Raw genomic sequence first — 20,095 nt, 5'->3', positions numbered from 1 at the left:
CGGGACCCATACCGCGTGATCTATCGGATCAAGGAAAGGTGGGAGAGACCTTTCTCCTGCAACGATGCCCTGCGGTTATGGGTCCCCGCTCCCGGGTGCAATAGCGCCCTAGGCGGGGACGACGGGTGGATGGGTGGCGCCCCTCCTCAACAATTATGCGCGCCCTGCGTCTCCACATAGACTGCATAGAGCGATTGGCTCGCGGTCATGAACAGGCGATTGCGCTTCTTGCCGCCGAAGCAGACATTGGCGCAGGTCTCGGGCAGCAGGATCTGGCCGATCCGCGTGCCGTCGGGCGCGAACACCTGCACGCCGTCATAGCCCGGGCCGACCCAGCCGGCGCCGACCCAGATGTTGCCCTCGGTGTCGACGCGCAGTCCGTCGGGGAAGCCTGACTTGCCGTCGAGCTTCATGTCGATCAACTGCTTCGGGTTGGACAGCTTGTCGCCATTGATGTCGTAGCTCCAGACCACGTTGTTGGCGTTCGGATAGTGCGTGATGCCGGTGTCGCAGACATAGAGCTTCTTGTAGTCGTGGCTGAAGGCGATGCCGTTCGGCTTGAACGGCTCGTCTGCAACCTTGGTGATCTGGCCGGACTGTCCATCGATCCGGTACACCGCTTCCTTCTGGTAGGGCTGCACCGAGCCGGTGTTGGCCAGTTGTCCCTCATAGATCGAGATCGCGCCATAGCCGGGATCGGTGAACCAGATCGACTTGTCGTTGGGGTGGACCACCATATCGTTCGGCCCGTTCAGCGGCTTGCCGTTGGCCTCCTGGGCCAGCGTGGTGACCGTACCGTTGTGCTCGTAGCGCACCAGCCGCGTGCGTTCGGCTGAAATCTGCCGTCCCTCGAAATCGAAGGAGTTGCCGTTGGCCTCGTTCGACGGTTTGTGGAACTGCTCCGAGATGTGGCCGTCGTCGTCGAGATAGCGAAGCTGCCGGTTGGCGGGGATGTCGCTCCAGACCAGATATTGCCCCTGCGCGTTCCAGGCCGGCCCCTCGGCCCACAGGCAGCCCGTGTAGAGACGCTTGATCGCGGTGTTGCCGACCTTGGCCTTGAAGCGCTTCGGATCGATCACGACGATATCGGGGTCGGGATAGCGCTGCGGCTCCGCATTGCGACCGAAATCGCGGCCGAAGGCTTCCGGCGCAACCGCCGCAGTTGCAGCAATCGCGGTTGCACTGCGCAACAGCGTCCGGCGGTCGAGCCCGATCGCGCCGCCGTCCTGCTGGTTGGGTGAATTGTTTGGATTGTTCATGACTTCCTCCCAGGCTTTTTTGTTGTTGGGAAGGAACTCATGCGCCCGCATTCCGGCATAATGCGGGCAGCCGTTGCGAAACAACTGGAGATAGCGTCGTCCCGGGAGCGAGCCGGGACAACGCTGTCATGAAGTTGTCAGACCATCACTCGGACCTCATCCCGAGGAGCCGCGCAAGCGGCGTCTCGAGGGATGGGCCACGGGGGGAGATTGGGGCCTCATGGTTCGAGACGGCGCTGCGCGCCTCCTCACCATGAGGATCGACGGTCAGATCGGGTCCCAGCCGAAGACGTCGGCGGAGCGATCGAGCTTGTAGAACGACGGCTGCAGGGCCGGCATGCCGTGCTCGGCGATGGTCTGCGGGGTCCAGCCTTCGCCGCGGTGCACCGAGCGCAGCGGACGATTCTGGCTGAACAGGAAAATCTCGTTCATGCGTACACCAAAGATCTGCCCGGTGACGTCCTTGGCGGCGTCAGAGAGCAGATAGGCGCAGACTGGCGCGATCTTCTCCGGGCCCATCTGCTTGATCTTTTCGACGCGCGCCTTTTCGGCGTCGGTCTCGGTTGGAATAGTGCCGATCATGCGGGTCCAGGCGAACGGGGAGACGCAGTTGGAGCGCACGTTGAAGCGGCTCATGTCGAGCGCGATCGACTTCGACAGGCCGACGATGCCGAGCTTGGCGGCGGCGTAGTTGGCCTGGCCAAAATTGCCGATCAGGCCCGAGGTCGAGGTGAAGTGCACGAAGGAGCCGCTTTCCTGCTCGCGGAACAGCCGCGCTGCGGCGTGGCTGACGTAGAACGAGCCCATCAGGTGCACCTTGATGACGGCCTCGAACGCCTCCACGCTCATGCGGTGGAAGATCGCGTCGCGCAGGATGCCGGCATTGTTGACGACGCCGTCGAGCCGGCCGAAATGATCGGTCGCGGTCTTCACGATCTTGCTGGCCGGGATCGCTTCCGCAACCGACTCGAAATTGGCGACCGCGGTGCCACCGCGCTTCTTGATTTCTTCGACCACTTCCTCGGCCGGGGCGGCGCTCGATCCCGCGCCGTCGGCCGTGCCGCCGGGATCGTTGACCACGACCTTGGCGCCTTCGGCGGCGCAGAGCAGCGCGATCTCGCGCCCGATGCCGCGGCCTGCGCCGGTGACGATGATGACCTTGTCCTGCAGTGATTTTGTCATGAGGGTTCTCCGCTATGCTTTCCGAATTACACCGTCATTCCGGGGCGCGCGAAGCGCGAACCCGGAATCCATTTTTGCCTCGCGATGGATTCCGGGCCTGCGCCTGACGGCGCATCCCGGAATGACGGGCTGTTACTTCTCGTTCGTGAAGATGATCGTGCCTGATGCCGCGAACATGCCGCCGACGCCATGGCACACCGAGATCTTCGCGCCGGGCACCTGCGCCGGCGCGATGCCGCGCATCTGGCGCACGCTCTCCTGCAGCGCGTACATGCCATACATGCCCGAATGCATGTAGGAAAGGCCGCCGCCATTGGTGTTGAGCGGCAGCTTGCCGCCGGGGCGCGTGTTGCCGTCGGCGATGAACTTGCCGGTCTCTTCATGCGGCATGAAGCCGAGATCGCCGAGGCCGAACAGCGGCAGGTGCGCAAAGGCGTCGTAGATCATGAGGTGATCGACGTCCTTGTGCGCGATGCCGGCCTCCTTGAAGGCGAGGGGGCCTGCGACCTTGAAGGCACGCGAGGAGTTGAAGGTCTCCATCTGGCTGACCATCGGCGTTTCCACGCTCTCGCCGGTGCCGAGGATGTAGACCGGCTTCTGCGGAAAATCCTTGGCGCGATCGGCCGAGGTCAGGATCAGCGCGCCGCCGCCATCGGTGACGAGGCAGCACTGCAGCAGGCGGAAGGGATAGGCGATCATCCGCGAGTTGAGGACGTCGGCGACCGTGATCGGGTCCTTCATCGTCGCCCGCGGATTCTTGGCCGCCCATTCGCGCTGCACGACGGCCACCATCGCGATCTGCTCGTGGGTGATGCCATAGGTCTTCATGAAGCGCAGCACCGGGATCGGGAACATGCTCGGCGGCCCGTACACGCCGAATGGCGCCTCGAACTGGCCGTTGAGGCTGTCCGGTGGCGTGAAGCGCGGCTGCTTGCCGATCATCGACTTGCCGCTTTCGGCATGGGTGATCAGCACGGTCTTGCAGAGGCCGGCCTCGATCGCCGCCGCGGCGTGGCGGACATGCAGCATGAACGAGCAGCCGCCGACGGACGTGCCGTCGACCCAGGTCGGCTTGATGCCGAGATAGTGACAGACCTGCTGCGGCGTCTCGACCGCGGTGGCGAAACCGTCGATGTCGGAAAGCTTCAGCCCCGCATCGGCTATGGCGTTGAGCGCCGCATCCGCGTGGAGCTGGAGCTGCGACATGTTGGGGATGACGCCGAGCTCGGTGGTCTCGGCCGCGCCGACGACGGCAACCTGGTTCCTGCGCATCTCTTTAACCCTTCGCCGGACGGAACAAGGGAAGCGTGATCTTGTCGTCGAGCTTCTCGAACGTGACTTCCAACTTCATGTCGAGCTCGAGCGCTTCCGGCGTCTGCGGGCAGTCGATGATGTTGCTCATCATGCGCGGGCCCTCGTCGAGTTCGACCACCGCAATGGCGTAAGGCGGCGTGAAGCCGGGCGCGGCGGGACGGTGATTGATGACGTAGCTGTAGAGTGTGCCCTTGCCGCTCGCCTTGAACACGCTGACCTTGCGCGAGGCGCAGGACGGGCAGAACGGGCGCGGCGGGAAATAGACATGCGAGCAGGCGTCGCAGCGCTGCAGGCGCAATTCGCCGACCTGCGTGCCATCCCAGAAATGCTGGGTTTCCGGCGTCGGTTTCGGTTTTGCGCGTGCAGCTTCGGCCATTCGGCATCCTCCCTGGATCCAGGCCGTCAGGCCTCGTTCAAAAACGTGATGCGACAATTGACTATCCGCCGTCAACGGTCCAGCGTTTCCCATCGCATGGCGGTATTCCGAAGACGACAGCGCGCTTGTATGCCAGCCTGTCTCGGGCAATAGTCCGCCACGCGGCAAATCTGCCGCGCCTCAAATAACGCGCCTGAAGAGACCTGAAATCGAAAGCCATGCCTGACAATCCGACCCTTGCCTCACTCGCCGCAGACCTCGACAGCGGCCGCACCAGTGCCCGCCAACTGGTCGAGCAGTGCCTCGCCAAGATCGCCGATCCCGCGGGCGAGGGGCAACGCGTGTTCATTCACGTCGACAAGGAAGCTGCGCTCGATGCCGCCGATGCGATGGACCGCCTGCGCAAGGCGCACGCGGCGCCGTCACCGTTTGCCGGCATTCCCGTTTCGATCAAGGACCTGTTCGACATCAAGGGGCAGGTGACCCGCGCCGGCTCCCGCGCATTGGAGGATTCCGCGCCGGCGGAAGCTGACGCACCCGTGGTGGCGCGGCTGCGCGCGGCGGGCTTCGTCGTGATCGGCCGTACCAACATGACCGAGTTCGCCTATTCCGGCATCGGCATCAATCCGCATTACGGCACACCGAAGAGCGCCTACAACCGCAGCGTCGGTCATGTGCCCGGCGGCTCGTCGTCCGGTGCGGCGGTATCGATCGCGGACGGCATGGCCTTTGGCGCGCTCGGCACCGACACCGGCGGTTCCTGCCGGATCCCGGCGGCCTTCAACAGCATCGTCGGCTACAAGCCGACGCAGCGGCGCATCCCGCTTGATGGCGGTGTGCCGCTGTCGTTCTCGCTCGACAGCTACGGTCCGCTCGCCAATTCGGTCGCGTGCTGTGCGACGCTCGATGCCGTGCTCGCGGGCGAGCCGGTGACGCCGCTGCAGCCGCGGCCGGTGAAAGGCCTTCGCTTTGCGGTGCCGACCACGGTTGCGCTCGATGACCTCGATGATGCCGTGGCCAAAACGTTCGAGCGTGCGCTCGCGGCGCTGTCGAAGGCTGGTGCGCTGATCGAGAAGATCGAGGTGCCGGAGTTCCTCGATGTCGGCATCATGAACGGCAAGGGCGGGTTTGCGGCTTCCGAAAGCTATGCCTGGCACCGCTATCTGCTTGCCAGCAAGGGTGACATCTATGATCCCCGCGTCGCCACGCGCATCGCGCGCGGCGAGGGATATCTGGCCGCCGACTACATCGATCTTCTCAACGCGCGAAAGTCCTTCATCGCGCGCATCGAGAAGCGCATCGCGCCCTATGACGCGCTGCTGCTGCCGACCACGGCCAACACGCCGCCGAAGATCGCCGATCTTGAAGACGACAAGGCGTTCACCGCGGAAAATCTGCGCGCGCTGCGCAACTGCACGCTGATCAACGTGCTCGACGGCTGCGCCATCTCGCTGCCGGCCCATCGTGAAGATGATGTGCCGGTCGGTCTGATGGTCGCGGCGGCAGGCGGATCGGATCGCCGCATCTTCGAGATCGCGGCCGCAATGGAGACCATCATCCGTGTATGACCTCACTTTCACCATCGACGACAAGGGCGTGGCGACGCCGCTGACGCTCGCGATCGACCAGGCGGTGATCGCCGGCTGGACCGGCCGCGATCCGGTGGCGCGCGACAAGCATATCGCCGAGCTCGAGGCGCTCGGCATTGCGAGGCTGGCGACGACGCCGATCTACTATCGCTGCTCGGCGCGGCGGCTGACCACCGAGGACACCATCGAAGTCTGCGGCGAGGAGTCCAGCGGTGAGGTCGAGTTCGTATTGATCGGCTGGCAGGGCCGCGTCTTCGTCGGCTGCGGCTCCGATCACACCGACCGCAAGGTCGAGAGCTACAGCGTCACGGTTTCGAAGCAGATGTGCGACAAGCCGATCGCCTCCGAGCTCTGGGAGCTCGAAGACGTCATCGACCACTGGGACCAGATGATCCTCCCACGCCTGGATCGATGGCAACCGCGTGCTGTACCAGGAAGGCACGCTCGACGGCATGCTGCCGGTCAAGGACCTGATCGCGAGCGGCTTCGACGGCAAGGGCCTGCCCGACGGCTGCGCCATGTTTGGCGGCACCTTCGCCGCCAAGGGCGGCATCCGCCCGGCAAGCCGGTTCGAGTTCGAGCTGGAGGACCCGGTGCTGAAGCGAACGATCCGCCATGCGTATGATGTGGTGACGCTGCCGGTGCGGGGGTAGCCGGTCCGCACATTCGCCGTCGTCCCCGCCTAGGGCGCAATTGCGCCCGGGAGCGGGGACCCATAACCACAGGAAGTTATGGGGGGTGTGCAAGCAGTTGCAGCGGAGCACACAATGAAGGCCTGTGGTTATGGGTCCCGGGTCAAGCCCGGGACGACACCGTAGGTGGGGGCTCACGCTTTGCGGAAATCGGGTGGCGGTAACGGATTGGTTTGGCCAGCGTGCGGGTGATGAGCGACACCGAAGCGAGTATTGTGGTTTGACCGTTGACTTATTCGATAACCTAGCCGACCTCCCCGCCCGCGAGGTGATCGCCGAAGGCGCGGTGATCCTGCGCGGATTTGCGCGCAAAGTGGATGCTGAACTGATCCCGGCGTTGCGTGAGGTCGTCACTCAGGCGCCGTTCCGGCGCATGTTCACGCCAGGCGGCTATCAGATGTCGGTGGCGATGACCAATTGCGGCACGGTTGGCTGGGTCACCGACCGCAGCGGCTATCGCTATGACGGCATCGATCCCGAATCCGGAAAGCCGTGGCCGGCAATGCCGCCCGTGCTCGTGCGCCTGGCGCGCGAGGCAGCGGCGGAGGGCGGCTTTGATGACTTTGCGCCGGATGCCTGCCTGGTCAATCGTTACGAGCCAGGCACAAAACTGTCGCTGCACCAGGACAAGGACGAGACGGATTTTGCCGCGCCGATCGTCTCGGTGTCGCTCGGCCTGCCCGCGATCTTCCTGTTTGGTGGGCCAAAGCGCAGCGACAAGACGGCTCGGTACCGGCTGACGCATGGCGATGTCGTGGTGTGGGGCGGGCCGTCGCGATTGTTCTTTCACGGCGTCGCGCCGCTCGCCGATGGGGAGCACCCGGTGCTTGGGCGACAGCGGATCAATCTGACCTTTAGAAAGACCCGGTAGCTCTCCTCCGTCATTCCGGGGCGCGCGCAGCGCGAACCCGGAATCCATTTCACCCCGTGACCCGGCGGCGCCATGGATTCCGGGCCTGCGCCTTCGGCGCATCCCGGAATGATAGCCTCAAGGTTTCGGCGGATGAATGAACGCCCACGGGCTCACTTCTGAATCCGTCGGCACCTCGATCGCGATCACGTATGGCCCGCCATCGGCTAGCGCCTTTTCCAGCGCAGGACGGAAATGATCCGGCGAGGTGACGCGCGCGGCACCGGCGCCGAAGGATTCCGCGAGCTTGACGAAATCCGGATTGACGAGGTCGGACGCCACCACGCGGCCATCGAAGCGTTCGCGCTGGTCTCGCCGCACATTGCCGTAAGAGTTGTTGTTGAACACGAGCGTCACCACGCCGATGCGATATTGCACGGCGGTGGAAAGCTCCTGCACGCCGAACATGAAGCCACCATCGCCGGTGATGGCCACGACCGGCTTGTCGGGGTGGGCAACCTTGGCGCCAAGCGCGGTCGGAAAGCCGGAGCCGAGCGTGCCCTGATAGCCCGAGGTGATGAAGGTGCGCGGCTCGTAGACGGGAAAGCCGTACCAGGAGGCGAAGCCGACCTGCGACAGCTCATCGGTGACGATGGCATTCGAAGGCAGCACCTCGCGGAGAATCTTCAGGTAAGCCATCTGCGGCTGGATGCGCTGGATTTCGCGCGCAGCCGTCGCGGTCGCTTCGCGGATCGCCGTAAGCCGGCCGCCGCTCTTGCCAAGACCAGTCTTGCGCACGGCCGCGAGCAGCTCGGCGGTGCCGGCTTTGGCATCGCTCACGATGGCGGCGTCAGCCGTGAGCCGGCGCATCTCGACGGGATCGATGTCGATGCGGATCGATTTGATGCCATGAGGCTGGTACGGCCAGCGGAAACCCGAGGCCGGCAATTCCATGCGGGTGCCGATCCCGATCATCAGATCGGTCGTCGGCCACAATTTGTAGGCGGCCGCCATGGTCAGCCCGAGCTCATGCGCATTGGAGACGATGCCGCGGCCGCTGCGGAAGGCGACGACGGGCGCGTCGATCATTTCGGCAAGCTCAAGAATTTCTTCGCCGGCATCGATCGCGCCACTGCCGACAAAAATCATCGGCGTCTTGCTCGCCGCGATCAGCGTGGCCGCCGCCTTGATCCTGTCAGGGTCGGGCAGTGGCGCCGGAAATGGCTCGAACGGCTTTGATGGCGCGACCGCCGCACGCTGGGTGAAGACGTCCCAGGGCATCTCGAGCGATGTTGGTCCGCGCCGGCCTGATAGCATCTCCTGGAACGCGCGCGAGACCATCGCCGGCGCCGCATCGGGATATTCGATGCGGTCAGCCCATTTCACGAAAGTGCGCAGCGTCGCGAGTTGATCCGGCATCTCATGCAGATGGCCGCGGCCTCTGCCGAGGAATGCAGTCGGCACCTGCCCGGTGAGGCAGAGCACCGGTTCGTTGCAACCGAAAGCGGTGAGCAGCGCCGCGCTGGCGTTGAGCACGCCGGGGCCGGGTACCACGCTGAACACGCCAGGACGGCCACTCGCGCGTGCATAGCCGAAAGCCATGTAGCCGCAGGCCTGCTCATGCCGTGCGCCGATCACCTTGAGCTGCGCCTGATGGAAGGCGTCGAACAGGCCATAGATCTGCGCGCCGGGCAGGCCGAACACCGTGTCGACGCCGTGGGCGACGAGGCCGCCCACGATCGCTTCGCCGCCGCTGGTTGAGCTCATCTTGTTATCCATCCGCTTCTCAGACTTCGTCGACCACGCCGTTGCGCAACACACCGACGCCTTCGGCCCCGATCGCTCAATCCGCAATCGTGACATCGGCAACGAACAGCGGTTCGCGCACGGCCTGTCCGGTGAAGGGCGAGCCCTGTTCGAACCAGGAGCGCGGCGCGGGCGCGCCCCACAAGGTCTGGCGCCGCGGGTCCTTCAGCGACCAGCGCAGCGGCTCATGGTCGTGATCTCCCGTGAAATAGTCGCTGGTGTAGAGCTCGAGCCGGTGGCCGTCAGGATCCCTGACGTAGAGGAAGAACGCGTTGGAGATGCCGTGGCGGCCGGGGCCGCGCTCCATGTTCTTCAGGAAGCCGCTTGACGCCATCACGTCGCAGAGATGCAGCACGTTCATTGCCGTCGGCACCCAATAGGCGAAATGGTGCAGGCGAGGGCCCTTGCCATTGGTGAAGGCGAGGTCATGCACATTGCCCTTGCGATGCATCCATGCCGCGGCGATCCGTCCGTTCGGGCCATCTTCCTCGCCATATTCGGTGAGACGAAAGCCGAGCCGCGCGTAGAAATCGATGGTGTCCTGCAGCTCCGCGGCGAAGACGTTGAAATGATCCAGCCGCTGCGGGTGGCAGCCCTTATAGAGGTCATAGCGGCGGAGCAGGTGCGGGCGCTTCTCCATCGCCGCGTAGAGCTCGAGCTGGAAGCCGAACGGATCGGAGAACTGCAAGGTGCGGCCCTGGAACGGCTGATCGACGAAGCGATAGTCGATGCCGTGCTCGGAGAAGAACGCCGCCGCCTTGTCGAGGTCGCCATCGTTGCCGACCTTGAAGCCGAGCCGGCTGCAGGCTGCGACTTGCGCCTTGCGCAGCACCAGCGAGTGATGCTGGTGCTCCTCGGAGCCGCGCAGATACACTGCCTTGTCGTCCGCGTCCTCGACATGCAGCCCGACCGTGGTCTCGTAGAACGCGCGGCTGGCGGCGAGGTCGGTCACGTCGAGCACGACGTGGCTGCAGCGGATGATGTTGAACGGCGGATCGAAGACGTGCTGCGGAACGGGCATCGATGTTTTGCTCCTAGCTCAAGGCAGTCTCGTCTTCACCTCTCCCATAGGGAGAGGTCGCGCCGTAGGCGCGGGTGAGCGGCTCAGGTCCCTCGACAGAGCGCAACCCCTCACCCGAATTGCTGCGCAATTCGACCTCTCCCTATGGGAGGGGTGGGGCACCGTCTTTGTCGATGCAGTGGCGCCCATCACACTCCCAGTCTCTGTATCTTATGCGTCCCGCGCGCCAGCGAGACGTGCTTGGTTTCCATGTAGAAGTCGAACGAATAATCGCCGCCGTCGCGGCCGATGCCTGACGATTTCATGCCGCCGAACGGCGTCGGCAGGTGGCGGACGTTTTCCGAGTTGAGCCAGATCATGCCCGCTTCGAGCGTATCAGCCACCCGCAGGGCGCGGCCCATGTCGCCGGTCCAGACATAGCCGGTGAGGCCATATTGCACGCCGTTGGCGATCTCGACCGCATCAAGCTCATCGCGGAACGGGATGACGGTGAGGAAAGGTCCGAACACCTCTTCCTGCGCCACCCGCATCTTGGAATGCGCGGCCGTGACGAGCGTCGGCTGCACATAATGTCCGCCGCCCGGACCGTCATGCGGCTTGCCGCCGACTGCGATCGTCGCGCCTTCCTGTCGTGCCACGTCGAAATAGGAGCAGACCTTTGCCAGGTGTCGCTCATGGATCAGCGGCCCGATCTCGGTTGCGGGGTCGAGGGGGTGGCCAACCTTGAGCGCCTTCACCCGCGCCGTGAGCTTTTCGACGAACCGTTCCGCAATGCTCTCTTGCACCAGGAGCCGGCTCGAGGAGGTGCAGCGCTCGCCGTTCAGCGAGTAGATCATGAACACGACCGCATCGAGCGCGCGCTCGAGATCGGCGTCCTCGAACACGATCACGGGGTTCTTGCCGCCGAGTTCGAAATGCACCCGCTTCAGCGTCGGCGCGCCCTGCGCCATGATCGCAGACCCGGTCGCGCTCTCGCCCACAAAGCCGATCGCCTTGATCGCGGGATGTTCGGTCAGCGCCTTGCCGGCCTCCTCGCCGAAACCATGCACGGTGTTGAGCACGCCGTCGGGGACATCAGCTTCCTTCACCAGCTTTGCCAATAGATCAGCCGTCACCGGCGACCATTCGGCGGGCTTATGCACCACCGTGCAGCCGGCGGCGAGCGCGGGCGCGATCTTCCAGGTCGAGAGCATGAACGGTGTGTTCCACGGCGTGATCACGCCGACCGGTCCGATCGGCACGCGCGTAGAGATGTTCCAGTGCTCTTCGCTCGGCATGTTGAGGCCGTCGCGCGCCTCGGCGCATTTGTCGGCGAAGAAACGGAAATTTTCGGCCGCGCGGATTGCGGCTTTCGCCATGAAGCGATGCGCCTGGCCGGTGTCGATGCATTCCAGCACCGCGATATCGTCGGCACGATCCTCGATCGCGTCGGCCACGCGATTGAGCAGCTTGCGCCGCACCGAGGCCGACATATCACGCCAGGATTTGAAGGCGAGCGCGGCCGCGGTCGCGGCGCGATCGATGTCCTCATTATTGCCGCGCGCGACACTTGCCAGCACGGCGCCGTCGATCGGCGACTTCGTCTCAAATGTCTGCCCGGAGATCGATGGCACGACCTTGCCGTTGATCATGTGGCCAATTCCCTCCGCCTTCAGCTTTGCCAGCAATGGCGCAGCGCGGTCGCGGTTGGCCTGGAATAGTTCGGCCGATTTCGGCTTCGCTTTATCCATGGACAGTCTCCACCTTCAGCGCATCGTGGATGTTGTTGCGCTTCCAGCTCGTCTCCTTGTCGTTGATCTGCATGTCGAACGACAGCGCGAATTTGCTGCTAGCGAATACCGGGTCGAGATAGGTCGACAGCGTCCTGAAGATATGGTCTCCCGCCTTCTTGCGGGTTGCGAGATCGCGCCCCTCTCCGAGCCGCAGCACCATGTCGAGGAAGGCGTAGTCGTTTCGGCCGTCGGCGATCGCGTAGTGCTCGCATCTGACGGCGCGAACACGGATGCCGCCGAGCGGGAAGATGCCGGTCTCGATTGCCGCCTTGCGCACGAGTTCGACCACTTCGCCCATGTCGAGACGGGAATCCAGGTTGGCCGAATATTCGATGGTGAAATGCGGCAAGGTGGATCGCTCCTGATGCGCCGGAATGATTAACATGTTAAATGTATCGGCGTAAATTGATTTGCGCTTTGTTGCGCCGCAAAAGATTGACGATGCCAGGTAAGAAATCATCCTTGAACGGTTCGCGGCCGCGCGCGACGCCAGAGACAAAGCGGCACGGGCCGATGCGCGACTTCTCGCGCTCGCTGCCGATGTCGCTCTTGCGCGCGCGCGAGGCCGTGATGCGGCAGTTCCGTCCCTCTCTGCGTCATCATGCGCTGACCGAGCAGCAATGGCGCATCCTGCGCGCGCTCACATCGGTGGAGTCGATCGAGGTCACTGACCTCGCGCGGCTCGCTTTCCTGCTGGGGCCGAGCCTGTCGCGCATCCTGCGCGACCTCGAAGCGCGCGGCCTGATCGAGCGCCGTGCGGCGGAGGCGGACCTGCGTCGCGCCGTGGTGTCGATCTCGCCGAGGGGATTGAAGCTGATCGAAGCGGTCGCGCCGACATCGGAAGCGATCTACGCCGCCATTACAAAACGTTACGGCGCGCGCAAGCTTGCTGAGCTGCAGGCCATGCTGGGCGCGCTCGAGGAAAGTCTTGCGAGCTTGTCAGGTGCGGAAGAGGGCAGGGGCGAGGCGGACGAATAAATGCAAAATTTGCATGATGATGTGTGCTCGGACGCATAGCTCGCCTTTCCTGCACATCGTTTGAGCACAAAGGAATTGGCAGGCGCGCGGAATCTGCCGGAATAGTCATGATCTCGTCGGCATTCATCTTTCCTGTGCGATGCATCTCCATCGTTAGTCGAAAACACCGCAATATCAATTTACTCCGAGACGGAGAGTCCGTAAGTACGCATGCGGTTCGCGCCCCGCCCGGGATCGCCAACAGCAAGAAGGGCCGACGAAGAAGCCCGGCCTCAGGGAGAAACCAATGAAACTGACGAGACGCGATTTCGCGGCTGGTGTCGTCGCCGGCCTTGCCGCCCCCCACATCATCACGAGCGCAAGAGCGCAAGGCGCCACGATCAAGATCGGCATGTGCGCGCCGGTCACCGGTCCCGCTGCCGAATCCGGCCGCTACGCCATCCAGGGCGCGAAGCTCGCACTCGAGGCTGTCAACAAGGCCGGCGGCATCCTGGGCAAGCAGGCCGAGCTGATCATCGAAGACGATCAGACCACCAATCCCGGTATCGTGCTGGCCTTCTCCAAGCTTGCTGCGCAGTCCGACATTGTCGGCTTCCTTGGTTCGATCAGGTCGACCCAGGTGCACGCCATGGCGCCCGACGTGCTCAAGCTTGGCAAGCCCGTGATGATCGGGGGAACCGATCCGAACCTCACGCACATGGGCAATCAGTGGCTGTTCCGTTTCCGTCCGAATGACAGCTATTCCGGGCGCGTCATCGCCGAGTATGGCGTCAACACGCTCGGCAAGAAGAAATGGGCCGTGCTGCATTCCACCGACGCTTTTGGCACTGCAGGTGGCAAGGCTCTGACCGCTGCGTTGGAAAAGCTCGGAGCCCCGCCCTTGCTCGACCAGGGCTATGCCAACCAGAGCCAGGACTTCACTCCGGTCGTGCTCGCGATCAAGCAGTCCGGCGCCGATATCCTCGGATCCTACTTCACCTTCGAAAACGACCTCGGCATCTTTGCCCGGCAGTTGCGCCAGCTCGGCGTCAACATTCCCTGGGTTGGCTCGCCCTCGATCGTCAATATCACCGCGCTGAAACTCGCCGGGCCTGCGCTGTACAACACCTATGGTGTCGCGGACTACGCGGAAGATTCCAGCGAAGCTTCCAAGGCGTTCGGCAAGCTCTATCGTGATGCGGTCAAGGTCGCACCGGATAACCAGAGCTCCTGGCCCTATGACGCGGTCACCGTGCTGGCGGCGGCGATCAACAAGGCCGGCTCGACCGAGCCTGCAAAAATCCGCGAGGCGATCCTGTCGATCAAGAAATTCCCCGGCGCCGAAGGAGAGTATAATTTCGACCAGAACGGCGACGGGCTCCACGGCTACAACATCGTGAAAAACGACAAGGGCAATATCGTTTTCGACAAGCACATTGAATTCAACGATTGACCACGTTTTCGGCCTCTTCGTTCTCCACGGAGAGGCCGAAAACCTTTCGGCGAATTCTTTGGGTTCCTCCTAACCGAAGCTTGTCATGGATCTCGTCCTTCAACTGCTGTTTACCGGCATCGGCATCGGGGCCGTTTACGCGCTGGTCGCGCTCGGTTTCGTGCTGATCTTCCGCGCCACCAATGTGGTGAATTTCGCCCAAGGCGAATTCTCCATGGTTGCCGCCTATCTGATGGTGGTGTTCGCTGTCGATCTCGGCTGGCCCTACTGGCTGTCATTCCTGATCGCGCTCGGCGGGATGGCGCTGCTCGGCGTGATCTTCAATCTCGGCGTTTATTATCCGCTGCGCCACCGCACGTTCCTGCCTGTCATCATCGCCACGATCGGCGCCTCGATCCTGCTGTCGAATTCGGTGCTGGCGATCTACGGCCCGCAGCCGCAGGTGCTGCAGGGCTGGTTCGATACGCCCGGCATCCAGCTTGGTCCTGTTTATCTCGATAGCCAGTATCTGTTGATCATCGCGGTGACGATCGCGCTCGTGTTCTTCAATTACTGGTTCTTCGAGAAGACGCTGCTCGGCAAGAAGCTGCAGGCGACCTCGCAGGACAAGGAAATGGCCTCGCTGCTTGGCATTTCCGTCTCCACCATGATCATGATCACCTTCATCTATTCCGCCGTGCTCGGCGGTCTGGCCGGCATTCTCGTTGCGCCGGTGCTGTTCGTCTCGATCCAGATGGGCTCGACGATCGCCCTGAAGGCGTTTGCGGCCACCATTATCGGCGGCTTCGGCGATGTCGCCGGCGCCATTATCGGCGGGCTCGCGCTCGGCGTCATCGAGACCTTTGGCGCGGCGTACATCTCGGTTCCCTACAAGGATGGTTTTGCCTTCCTGGTCCTGGTCGCCTTCCTGATCTTCCGGCCGCAGGGCATCTTCGGCGAACGCGTGGCGGAGAAAGCATGAGCGCCCCCAGCGACAACGTGCCGATCCCGGCACCCGCCGTCCGCTCGAAACCGCTTGTGATCCGCCATTTGCCGTATTTCATCGGTGCGGCGATCCTGGTGGCGCTTGCCGCAGGCTTGCGGTTCGACGGCTACATCCTCAACATCCTGCTGCAGGCGACGACGTTCTCAATCGCGGTGTTCGGCCTGTCGGTCGTGCTCGGGCTGTGCGGCCAGATCAATCTGGCGCAGGCGGCGTTCTTCGGGCTCGGCGCCTATGCGGTCGGCATTGGAACGACCGACCTGCATCTCAGCTTCTGGCTCTGCCTCGTCGGCGGCTGCGCGATCGCGCTGCTTGCCGGCGCGTTCCTGGGCATGTCGACCTTGCGGCTCGGCGGGCATTACCTCGCGATGGTGACGATCTCGTTCCAGCAGATCGTCACGCTTGTGATGATCAACGCGATCTGGCTGACGCGCGGGCCTGACGGCGTCCCCAATATCCGTCGTCCCGAGCTGTTCCAGACGTCGCAGAGCTATCTCGCTTTCTGCGTCGCCATGCTCGCGATCGTCGGCTATCTGGTCTGGCATCTCTCCGATACCAAGCTCGGCCGCGCGATGCGGGCGGTGCGCGACAACGAACTCGCGGCCGGCGTCAACGGCATCGACGTGTTCCGCACCAAGATCTATGCCTTCGCGCTTTGTGCGCTGCTCGGCGGCCTGGCGGGCGGCCTGTTTGCCGGTGGCTTCGCCTATGTCAGCCCCGATCAATTCTCCTTTGCGGAATCGATCGTGTTCCTGACGATGTCGCTGCTCGGCGGCGTCGCTTCGCCGATCGGCTCGGCGATCGGCACCGGGCTGTTGATCCTGATCCCGGAATGGCTGCGCTTCCTCAAGAGCGTGCCCGGGCTCTACCTGGCTATTTACGGCCTGTTCGTGATCCTGATCATCCGCTTCATGCCTGACGGCATCTGGGGCTTCGTCGCCGATGCCTTCAACCGCTGGCGTGCGCACACCAAGGCGCCGCCTGTGGCGGCCGCGCTGCAGTTGAAGCCCGCGACCGTCGGCGGCGAGTACGTGCTGGAGGTCACCGGACTTTCGAAACATTTCGGCGGCCTGAAAGCGGTCGACGGCGTCGACATCGCGGTGAGGCGCGGCGGCGTCCACGCGCTGATCGGGCCGAACGGCTCCGGCAAGACCACGACGCTCAACGTGCTGTCCGGCCTCTACGAGGCGACCTCGGGCAAGATCGTGCTCGACGGCACCGACATCACCCACATGCCGCCGCACCAGCGCACGGCTGCGGGCCTCGGGCGCACGTTCCAGAACATCCGCCTGTTCCGTTCGATGACGGCGCTCGAGAATGTCGAGATCGGCGCCGAGCGGCCCGGCAACACCATGATCGGGAAGGGCGAGGACGCACTGACCGAACGGGCGATGGAGGCGCTGAACTTCGTCGGCCTTGGCAACCGCGCCAACGAGCTGATCTCGAGCTTCTCCTACGGCCACCAGCGCCTGATCGAGATTGCGCGCGCGCTCGCTGCCAATCCGACGCTGCTCTTGCTGGACGAGCCGGCTGCAGGGCTGAACTCGACCGAGAAGCTCGAATTGCATGAACTGCTCAAGCGCATCGCAGCGCAAGGCCTGACCATCCTGATCATCGATCACGATATGACGCTCGTCTCCGAAGCCGCCCAGCACATCACCGTGCTCAATTTCGGTCGCCGCATCGCGGACGGCGAATCCATGGCGGTGCTGCGCCATCCCGATGTCGTCTCCGCCTATCTCGGGAGCGAATGATGCCGCTGCTGGAAATCCGCAATCTCGTGGTCCGCTACGGCGAAATCGAAGCGCTGCGCGGCGTCACCATCGCCGTCGAGGCAGGGCAGGTGGTGACCTTGCTCGGCGCCAACGGCGCCGGCAAATCCACCACGCTCCGCGCGATCTCGGGGCTCGCCAAGCCCACGTCCGGCGAAATCCTGTTCGATGGACAATCGATCGCCGGCCTCGGGCCGGAAGCGATCGTCCGGCTCGGCATCTCGCATGTGCCGGAGGGCAGGCGGGTGTTCCCGGGCCTCACGGTCAAGGAAAACATCATGCTCGGCGCGTCGAACCGAAAGGCTTCGTCGGCGCAGATCTCGCGCGAGGCGGATGCGATGTTTGACCTGTTCCCGGATATCCGCGCCTTCGCCGACGCGCTGGGCTGGACGCTGTCCGGCGGTCAATTGCAGATGGTTGCCGTCGCCCGCGGGTTAATGGCGAAGCCGCGGCTGCTGTTGCTGGACGAGCCATCGCTGGGACTTGCGCCCGTCATCGTGCAGGCGGTGTTCCGCATCATTTCGCAGATCAGGAAAGACACCACGGTCTTGCTTGTTGAGCAAAATGCGCGCATGGGACTTTCCGTCGCCGATCACGGCTTCGTCCTGGAAACGGGGCGGATTGTGCTTGGCGGCAAGCCCGATGAATTGTGGGGCAACGAGGCCGTCGCTGCGGCCTATCTCGGCGGTCACGCCAAGGCCAGCGCATAAGAAGCATGATCCGGAGGAGCCGGTGTCCCGGAAGGATCATGCTCCAAACCAAGGAGCGAGTGACATATCCATGGTGACGATCAAGGTCGATAATCTCATCAATTTCGTTGCTGAAGTCTTTTCCCACGCCGAATCCTCGCCCGAAGAAGCCCGTCGCATTGCAACATATCTGACCACCGCCAATCTCACCGGGCACGACAGCCACGGCGTGATCCGCGTGCCCGTCTACATCCGCTGGAAGAAGATGGGCTCGGTGGTTCCGAACCAGACCGCCGAGGTCGTGGTCGATACGCCCTCGCTGGCCGTCGTCGACGGCAAGTTCGGTTACGGGCAGACCGTTACGCCGGTCGCCGTCAAGATCGGCATCGAAAAGTGCAAGAAGGCCGGGCTCGCTGCAGTTGCGCTGCGCAATGCCGGCCATATCGGCCGCGTCGGCGATTGGGCCGAGATGGCCGCCGCCGAAGGGCTGGTGTCGGTGCATTTCGTCAATGCCGCGGGCTCGCTGCTGGTCGCGCCGTTCGGCGGCGTCGAGAAGCGGCTGTCGACTGCGCCCTATTGCGTCGGTATTCCGCGCGAAGGCCAGGATCCGATCGTGCTCGATTTCGCCACCTCCGTTGTCGCCGAGGGCAAGGTCCTTGTCGCGAGCCGCGGCGGCAAGAAACTGCCTGTTGGCGCGCTGGTCGATTCCGACGGAACCTTGAGCGAGGATCCGCATGTGTTGTACGGGCCCTACACCCCGGACGGGCCGCGCGATCACACCAAGGGCACGGGCGCGATCCGTGCCTTCGGCGAGCACAAGGGCTCTGGTCTGGCGTTCATCTGCGAACTGCTCGGCGGCGCACTGACCGGAACGGGAGCGACCGCGCCGAACCGGCGTTTTGCCAATGGCATGCTGGCATTCTACGTCGATCCCAAGGTGGTCGATCCCGCCAATTTCTTCGACGGCGAAATCTCGCGCTATGTGGACTTCATTCGCGAGACCAAGCCGATCGCCGGCACCGACAAGGTGCTGATCCCCGGCGACCCCGAAAGAAAAACCCGCGCCGAGCGCACCAGGAACGGCATCCCCTTGCCTGACGACACCTGGGCGGCGATAGTGAACACCGCGCGCGAAGTCGGCGTCAGCGAAGTCAGCATCCAGCGGGCAACGGCGTGATTCCGCCATTGTGAGCGAAGGCGGAAGCAATCCATAGCGCCGCGTGCTGAAGCATGGATTGCTTCATCGCTAGTGCTCCTCGCAATGACGGCCGAGATCGAAAACGGAAGGAAGGCAAAGTGGCGAATAACAAGGTCAAGCAAATCTGGGCGTCGGGCAAAGCCGTTGTCAACGCATGGCTGGCGATCCCGTCGGGCTTTTCGGCCGAAGTGATCGCGCAGTGCGGTTTCGACAGCGTCACCGTCGACATGCAGCACGGTGTGCAGGATTATCTGTCGATGGTGCAATGCTTCCAGGCCATGAACGGCCATCCGGTGACGCCGATGGTGCGCGTACCCTGGAACGAGCCCGGCATCATCGGCAAGGTGCTCGACGGCGGCGCTTACGGCGTGATCTGCCCGATGATCAACACGCCGCAGGAAGCGAAGAACCTCGTCTCTTATGCCAAGTATCCGCCGAAGGGCACGCGCTCGAACGGCCCGATCCGCTCCGGCATGTACGGCTCGGCCGGCACCTATCAGCAGACCGCGAACGATGAGATCGTGTTGCTGCCGATGATGGAAACCAGGACCGCGGTCGAGAACATGGAAGCGATCCTCGACGTCGAGGGCATCGACGGTGTCTATATCGGTCCGTCCGATCTCGGCTTCTCCTATGGCCTAGTGCCGAAGCTCGACCGCGACGAGCCGGAGATCCTCAAGATCTACGAGAAGATCATCAAGGAGTGCGGAAAGCGCGGCCTCAACCCCGGGATCCACTGCAGCGGCGCCGAAGGCGCGGTGCGTGCGATCAACATGGGCTTCAAGCTTGTCACGCTCTCGAACGAGAGCGGGTTGATGATGACCTACGCCAAGATGCAGGTGAATCAGACCCGCAAAGAGTCTGGCGGGAAAGCGTAACGGTCTCTCTATCTCCCTCTCCCCGCTCTTCGCGCAGGGCTGTCCGGGGAAAATCAGCCATAGCAAAATGCCAATTGGTTCGGGGAAGTTCGCGATTTGGGCTTACTGGGATTGATAGGTGGCGGCTCGTTGATCGCGGCCAGGGATCGACGGGTGAACAGAAACTGGCGGATCAGTTCGGCCAGCCTGAGAGGGAGCATCTTGACGCAGTTGGCGCGCGCGGCGATGCGCAACAACAGGTAGGCAATCATCGCAGCGAGCACCTGCAGGCGGATAGCATTGTCGTTGGTGCCGAGGAACTTGCG

Annotated in this window: 17 protein-coding genes and 2 pseudogenes; 10 read left to right on the top strand and 9 right to left on the bottom strand. The window is 63.6% G+C overall.

Going from position 1 to position 20,095, the window contains the following annotated elements; translation table 11 throughout:
- Positions 1 to 146: 146 nt before the first annotated feature.
- The 4 genes from YY7_RS0143900 to YY7_RS0143885 all read right to left on the bottom strand — a co-directional run bounded on the left by YY7_RS0143900 (position 147) and on the right by YY7_RS0143885 (position 4,131).
- Complete coding sequence (locus YY7_RS0143900) at positions 147 to 1,259, bottom strand: SMP-30/gluconolactonase/LRE family protein (protein WP_028168656.1); 1,113 nt, start codon at positions 1,257 to 1,259, stop codon at positions 147 to 149.
- 267 nt (positions 1,260 to 1,526) lie between these two features.
- Positions 1,527 to 2,441, bottom strand: coding sequence for an SDR family oxidoreductase (locus tag YY7_RS0143895; RefSeq protein WP_028168655.1), 915 nt, complete (start codon positions 2,439 to 2,441; stop codon positions 1,527 to 1,529).
- 132 nt (positions 2,442 to 2,573) lie between these two features.
- Positions 2,574 to 3,713 carry a thiolase C-terminal domain-containing protein gene (locus YY7_RS0143890; RefSeq protein WP_028168654.1) on the bottom strand — a complete coding sequence of 380 codons (1,140 nt, stop codon included), beginning with the start codon at positions 3,711 to 3,713 and terminating at the stop codon, positions 2,574 to 2,576.
- Between the two features lie 4 nt (positions 3,714 to 3,717).
- The gene (locus YY7_RS0143885; protein ID WP_028168653.1) at positions 3,718 to 4,131 is read right to left on the bottom strand and encodes a Zn-ribbon domain-containing OB-fold protein; all 414 of its coding nucleotides are present in this window, start codon (positions 4,129 to 4,131) and stop codon (positions 3,718 to 3,720) included.
- A 218-nt stretch (positions 4,132 to 4,349) separates the two neighbouring features.
- Between YY7_RS0143885 and YY7_RS0143880 the strand changes: the two genes are divergently transcribed.
- From YY7_RS0143880 to alkB, 3 genes and pseudogenes are all read left to right on the top strand, one after another.
- Positions 4,350 to 5,699: an amidase gene (locus YY7_RS0143880; RefSeq protein WP_028168652.1), complete on the top strand. Its 1,350-nt coding sequence runs from the start codon at positions 4,350 to 4,352 to the stop codon at positions 5,697 to 5,699.
- Positions 5,692 to 6,373, top strand: a pseudogene (locus YY7_RS54970) (DUF2848 domain-containing protein). Before YY7_RS0143880 ends, YY7_RS54970 begins: the two are co-directional and overlap by 8 nt.
- A 259-nt stretch (positions 6,374 to 6,632) precedes the next feature.
- Positions 6,633 to 7,283 (top strand): DNA oxidative demethylase AlkB, encoded by a 651-nt coding sequence (gene alkB, locus YY7_RS0143870; RefSeq protein ID WP_028168651.1) that lies wholly within the window; start codon positions 6,633 to 6,635, stop codon positions 7,281 to 7,283.
- Positions 7,284 to 7,400: 117 nt separating this feature from the next.
- On the opposite strand, the gene YY7_RS0143865 is transcribed toward alkB, so the two are convergent.
- The 4 genes from YY7_RS0143865 to YY7_RS0143850 form a co-directional block, all read right to left on the bottom strand.
- The gene (locus tag YY7_RS0143865; protein WP_028168650.1) at positions 7,401 to 9,029 is read right to left on the bottom strand and encodes a thiamine pyrophosphate-dependent enzyme; all 1,629 of its coding nucleotides are present in this window, start codon (positions 9,027 to 9,029) and stop codon (positions 7,401 to 7,403) included.
- A gap of 76 nt (positions 9,030 to 9,105) precedes the next feature.
- On the bottom strand, positions 9,106 to 10,089 hold the full coding sequence (hpaD, locus tag YY7_RS0143860) for a 3,4-dihydroxyphenylacetate 2,3-dioxygenase (protein ID WP_028168649.1): 984 nt from the start codon (positions 10,087 to 10,089) through the stop codon (positions 9,106 to 9,108).
- 188 nt (positions 10,090 to 10,277) lie between these two features.
- On the bottom strand, positions 10,278 to 11,819 hold the full coding sequence (gene hpaE / locus YY7_RS0143855) for a 5-carboxymethyl-2-hydroxymuconate semialdehyde dehydrogenase (RefSeq protein ID WP_028168648.1): 1,542 nt from the start codon (positions 11,817 to 11,819) through the stop codon (positions 10,278 to 10,280).
- A complete protein-coding gene (locus YY7_RS0143850) occupies positions 11,812 to 12,210 on the bottom strand; it encodes a 5-carboxymethyl-2-hydroxymuconate Delta-isomerase (protein ID WP_028168647.1) in 399 nt (132 codons plus the stop codon). Before YY7_RS0143850 ends, hpaE begins: the two co-directional genes overlap by 8 nt.
- A 164-nt stretch (positions 12,211 to 12,374) precedes the next feature.
- On the opposite strand from YY7_RS0143850, the gene hpaR reads away from it, so the two are divergent.
- The 7 genes from hpaR (at position 12,375) to YY7_RS0143815 (ending at position 19,790) form a co-directional block, all read left to right on the top strand.
- A complete protein-coding gene (gene hpaR, locus YY7_RS0143845) occupies positions 12,375 to 12,839 on the top strand; it encodes a homoprotocatechuate degradation operon regulator HpaR (protein ID WP_051397253.1) in 465 nt (154 codons plus the stop codon).
- Positions 12,840 to 13,125: 286 nt separating this feature from the next.
- Positions 13,126 to 14,271: an ABC transporter substrate-binding protein gene (locus YY7_RS0143840; RefSeq protein ID WP_028168645.1), complete on the top strand. Its 1,146-nt coding sequence runs from the start codon at positions 13,126 to 13,128 to the stop codon at positions 14,269 to 14,271.
- A gap of 85 nt (positions 14,272 to 14,356) precedes the next feature.
- The gene (locus YY7_RS0143835) at positions 14,357 to 15,232 is read left to right on the top strand and encodes a branched-chain amino acid ABC transporter permease (protein ID WP_028168644.1); all 876 of its coding nucleotides are present in this window, start codon (positions 14,357 to 14,359) and stop codon (positions 15,230 to 15,232) included.
- On the top strand, positions 15,229 to 17,007 hold the full coding sequence (locus tag YY7_RS0143830; RefSeq protein ID WP_028168643.1) for a branched-chain amino acid ABC transporter ATP-binding protein/permease: 1,779 nt from the start codon (positions 15,229 to 15,231) through the stop codon (positions 17,005 to 17,007). Before YY7_RS0143835 ends, YY7_RS0143830 begins: the two co-directional genes overlap by 4 nt.
- On the top strand, positions 17,007 to 17,735 hold the full coding sequence (locus YY7_RS0143825; RefSeq protein WP_028168642.1) for an ABC transporter ATP-binding protein: 729 nt from the start codon (positions 17,007 to 17,009) through the stop codon (positions 17,733 to 17,735). Before YY7_RS0143830 ends, YY7_RS0143825 begins: the two co-directional genes overlap by 1 nt.
- 70 nt (positions 17,736 to 17,805) lie before the next feature.
- Positions 17,806 to 18,891: a malate/lactate/ureidoglycolate dehydrogenase gene (locus YY7_RS0143820; protein ID WP_028168641.1), complete on the top strand. Its 1,086-nt coding sequence runs from the start codon at positions 17,806 to 17,808 to the stop codon at positions 18,889 to 18,891.
- 119 nt (positions 18,892 to 19,010) lie between these two features.
- Entirely contained in the window at positions 19,011 to 19,790 is a 780-nt protein-coding gene (locus tag YY7_RS0143815) for an HpcH/HpaI aldolase family protein (RefSeq protein ID WP_028168640.1), read from the top strand.
- A gap of 53 nt (positions 19,791 to 19,843) precedes the next feature.
- Here YY7_RS0143815 and YY7_RS62360 read toward each other — a convergent pair.
- A pseudogene (locus YY7_RS62360) lies at positions 19,844 to 20,095 on the bottom strand (IS4 family transposase); the annotation flags it as partial.

It is taken from the genome of Bradyrhizobium elkanii WSM2783 (assembly GCF_000472865.1).
In the GTDB taxonomy this organism is placed as follows: Bacteria; Pseudomonadota; Alphaproteobacteria; order Rhizobiales; family Xanthobacteraceae; genus Bradyrhizobium; species Bradyrhizobium elkanii_A.
Note: the sequence above shows the minus strand (reverse complement) of the source record. Positions and strands in the feature narration are given on the sequence as shown.

Coding starts and splice junctions, on each gene's coding strand:
- hpaR (WP_051397253.1), top strand. CDS start 12,375: ATGCGCGACTTCTCGCGCTCGCTGCCGATGTCGCTCTTGCGCGCGCGC.
- YY7_RS0143885 (WP_028168653.1), bottom strand. CDS start 4,131: ATGGCCGAAGCTGCACGCGCAAAACCGAAACCGACGCCGGAAACCCAG.
- YY7_RS0143880 (WP_028168652.1), top strand. CDS start 4,350: ATGCCTGACAATCCGACCCTTGCCTCACTCGCCGCAGACCTCGACAGC.
- YY7_RS0143895 (WP_028168655.1), bottom strand. CDS start 2,441: ATGACAAAATCACTGCAGGACAAGGTCATCATCGTCACCGGCGCAGGC.
- YY7_RS0143840 (WP_028168645.1), top strand. CDS start 13,126: ATGAAACTGACGAGACGCGATTTCGCGGCTGGTGTCGTCGCCGGCCTT.
- YY7_RS0143900 (WP_028168656.1), bottom strand. CDS start 1,259: ATGAACAATCCAAACAATTCACCCAACCAGCAGGACGGCGGCGCGATC.
- YY7_RS0143820 (WP_028168641.1), top strand. CDS start 17,806: ATGGTGACGATCAAGGTCGATAATCTCATCAATTTCGTTGCTGAAGTC.
- hpaD (WP_028168649.1), bottom strand. CDS start 10,089: ATGCCCGTTCCGCAGCACGTCTTCGATCCGCCGTTCAACATCATCCGC.
- YY7_RS0143890 (WP_028168654.1), bottom strand. CDS start 3,713: ATGCGCAGGAACCAGGTTGCCGTCGTCGGCGCGGCCGAGACCACCGAG.
- YY7_RS0143825 (WP_028168642.1), top strand. CDS start 17,007: ATGCCGCTGCTGGAAATCCGCAATCTCGTGGTCCGCTACGGCGAAATC.
- YY7_RS0143835 (WP_028168644.1), top strand. CDS start 14,357: ATGGATCTCGTCCTTCAACTGCTGTTTACCGGCATCGGCATCGGGGCC.
- YY7_RS0143830 (WP_028168643.1), top strand. CDS start 15,229: ATGAGCGCCCCCAGCGACAACGTGCCGATCCCGGCACCCGCCGTCCGC.
- YY7_RS0143865 (WP_028168650.1), bottom strand. CDS start 9,029: ATGAGCTCAACCAGCGGCGGCGAAGCGATCGTGGGCGGCCTCGTCGCC.
- hpaE (WP_028168648.1), bottom strand. CDS start 11,819: ATGGATAAAGCGAAGCCGAAATCGGCCGAACTATTCCAGGCCAACCGC.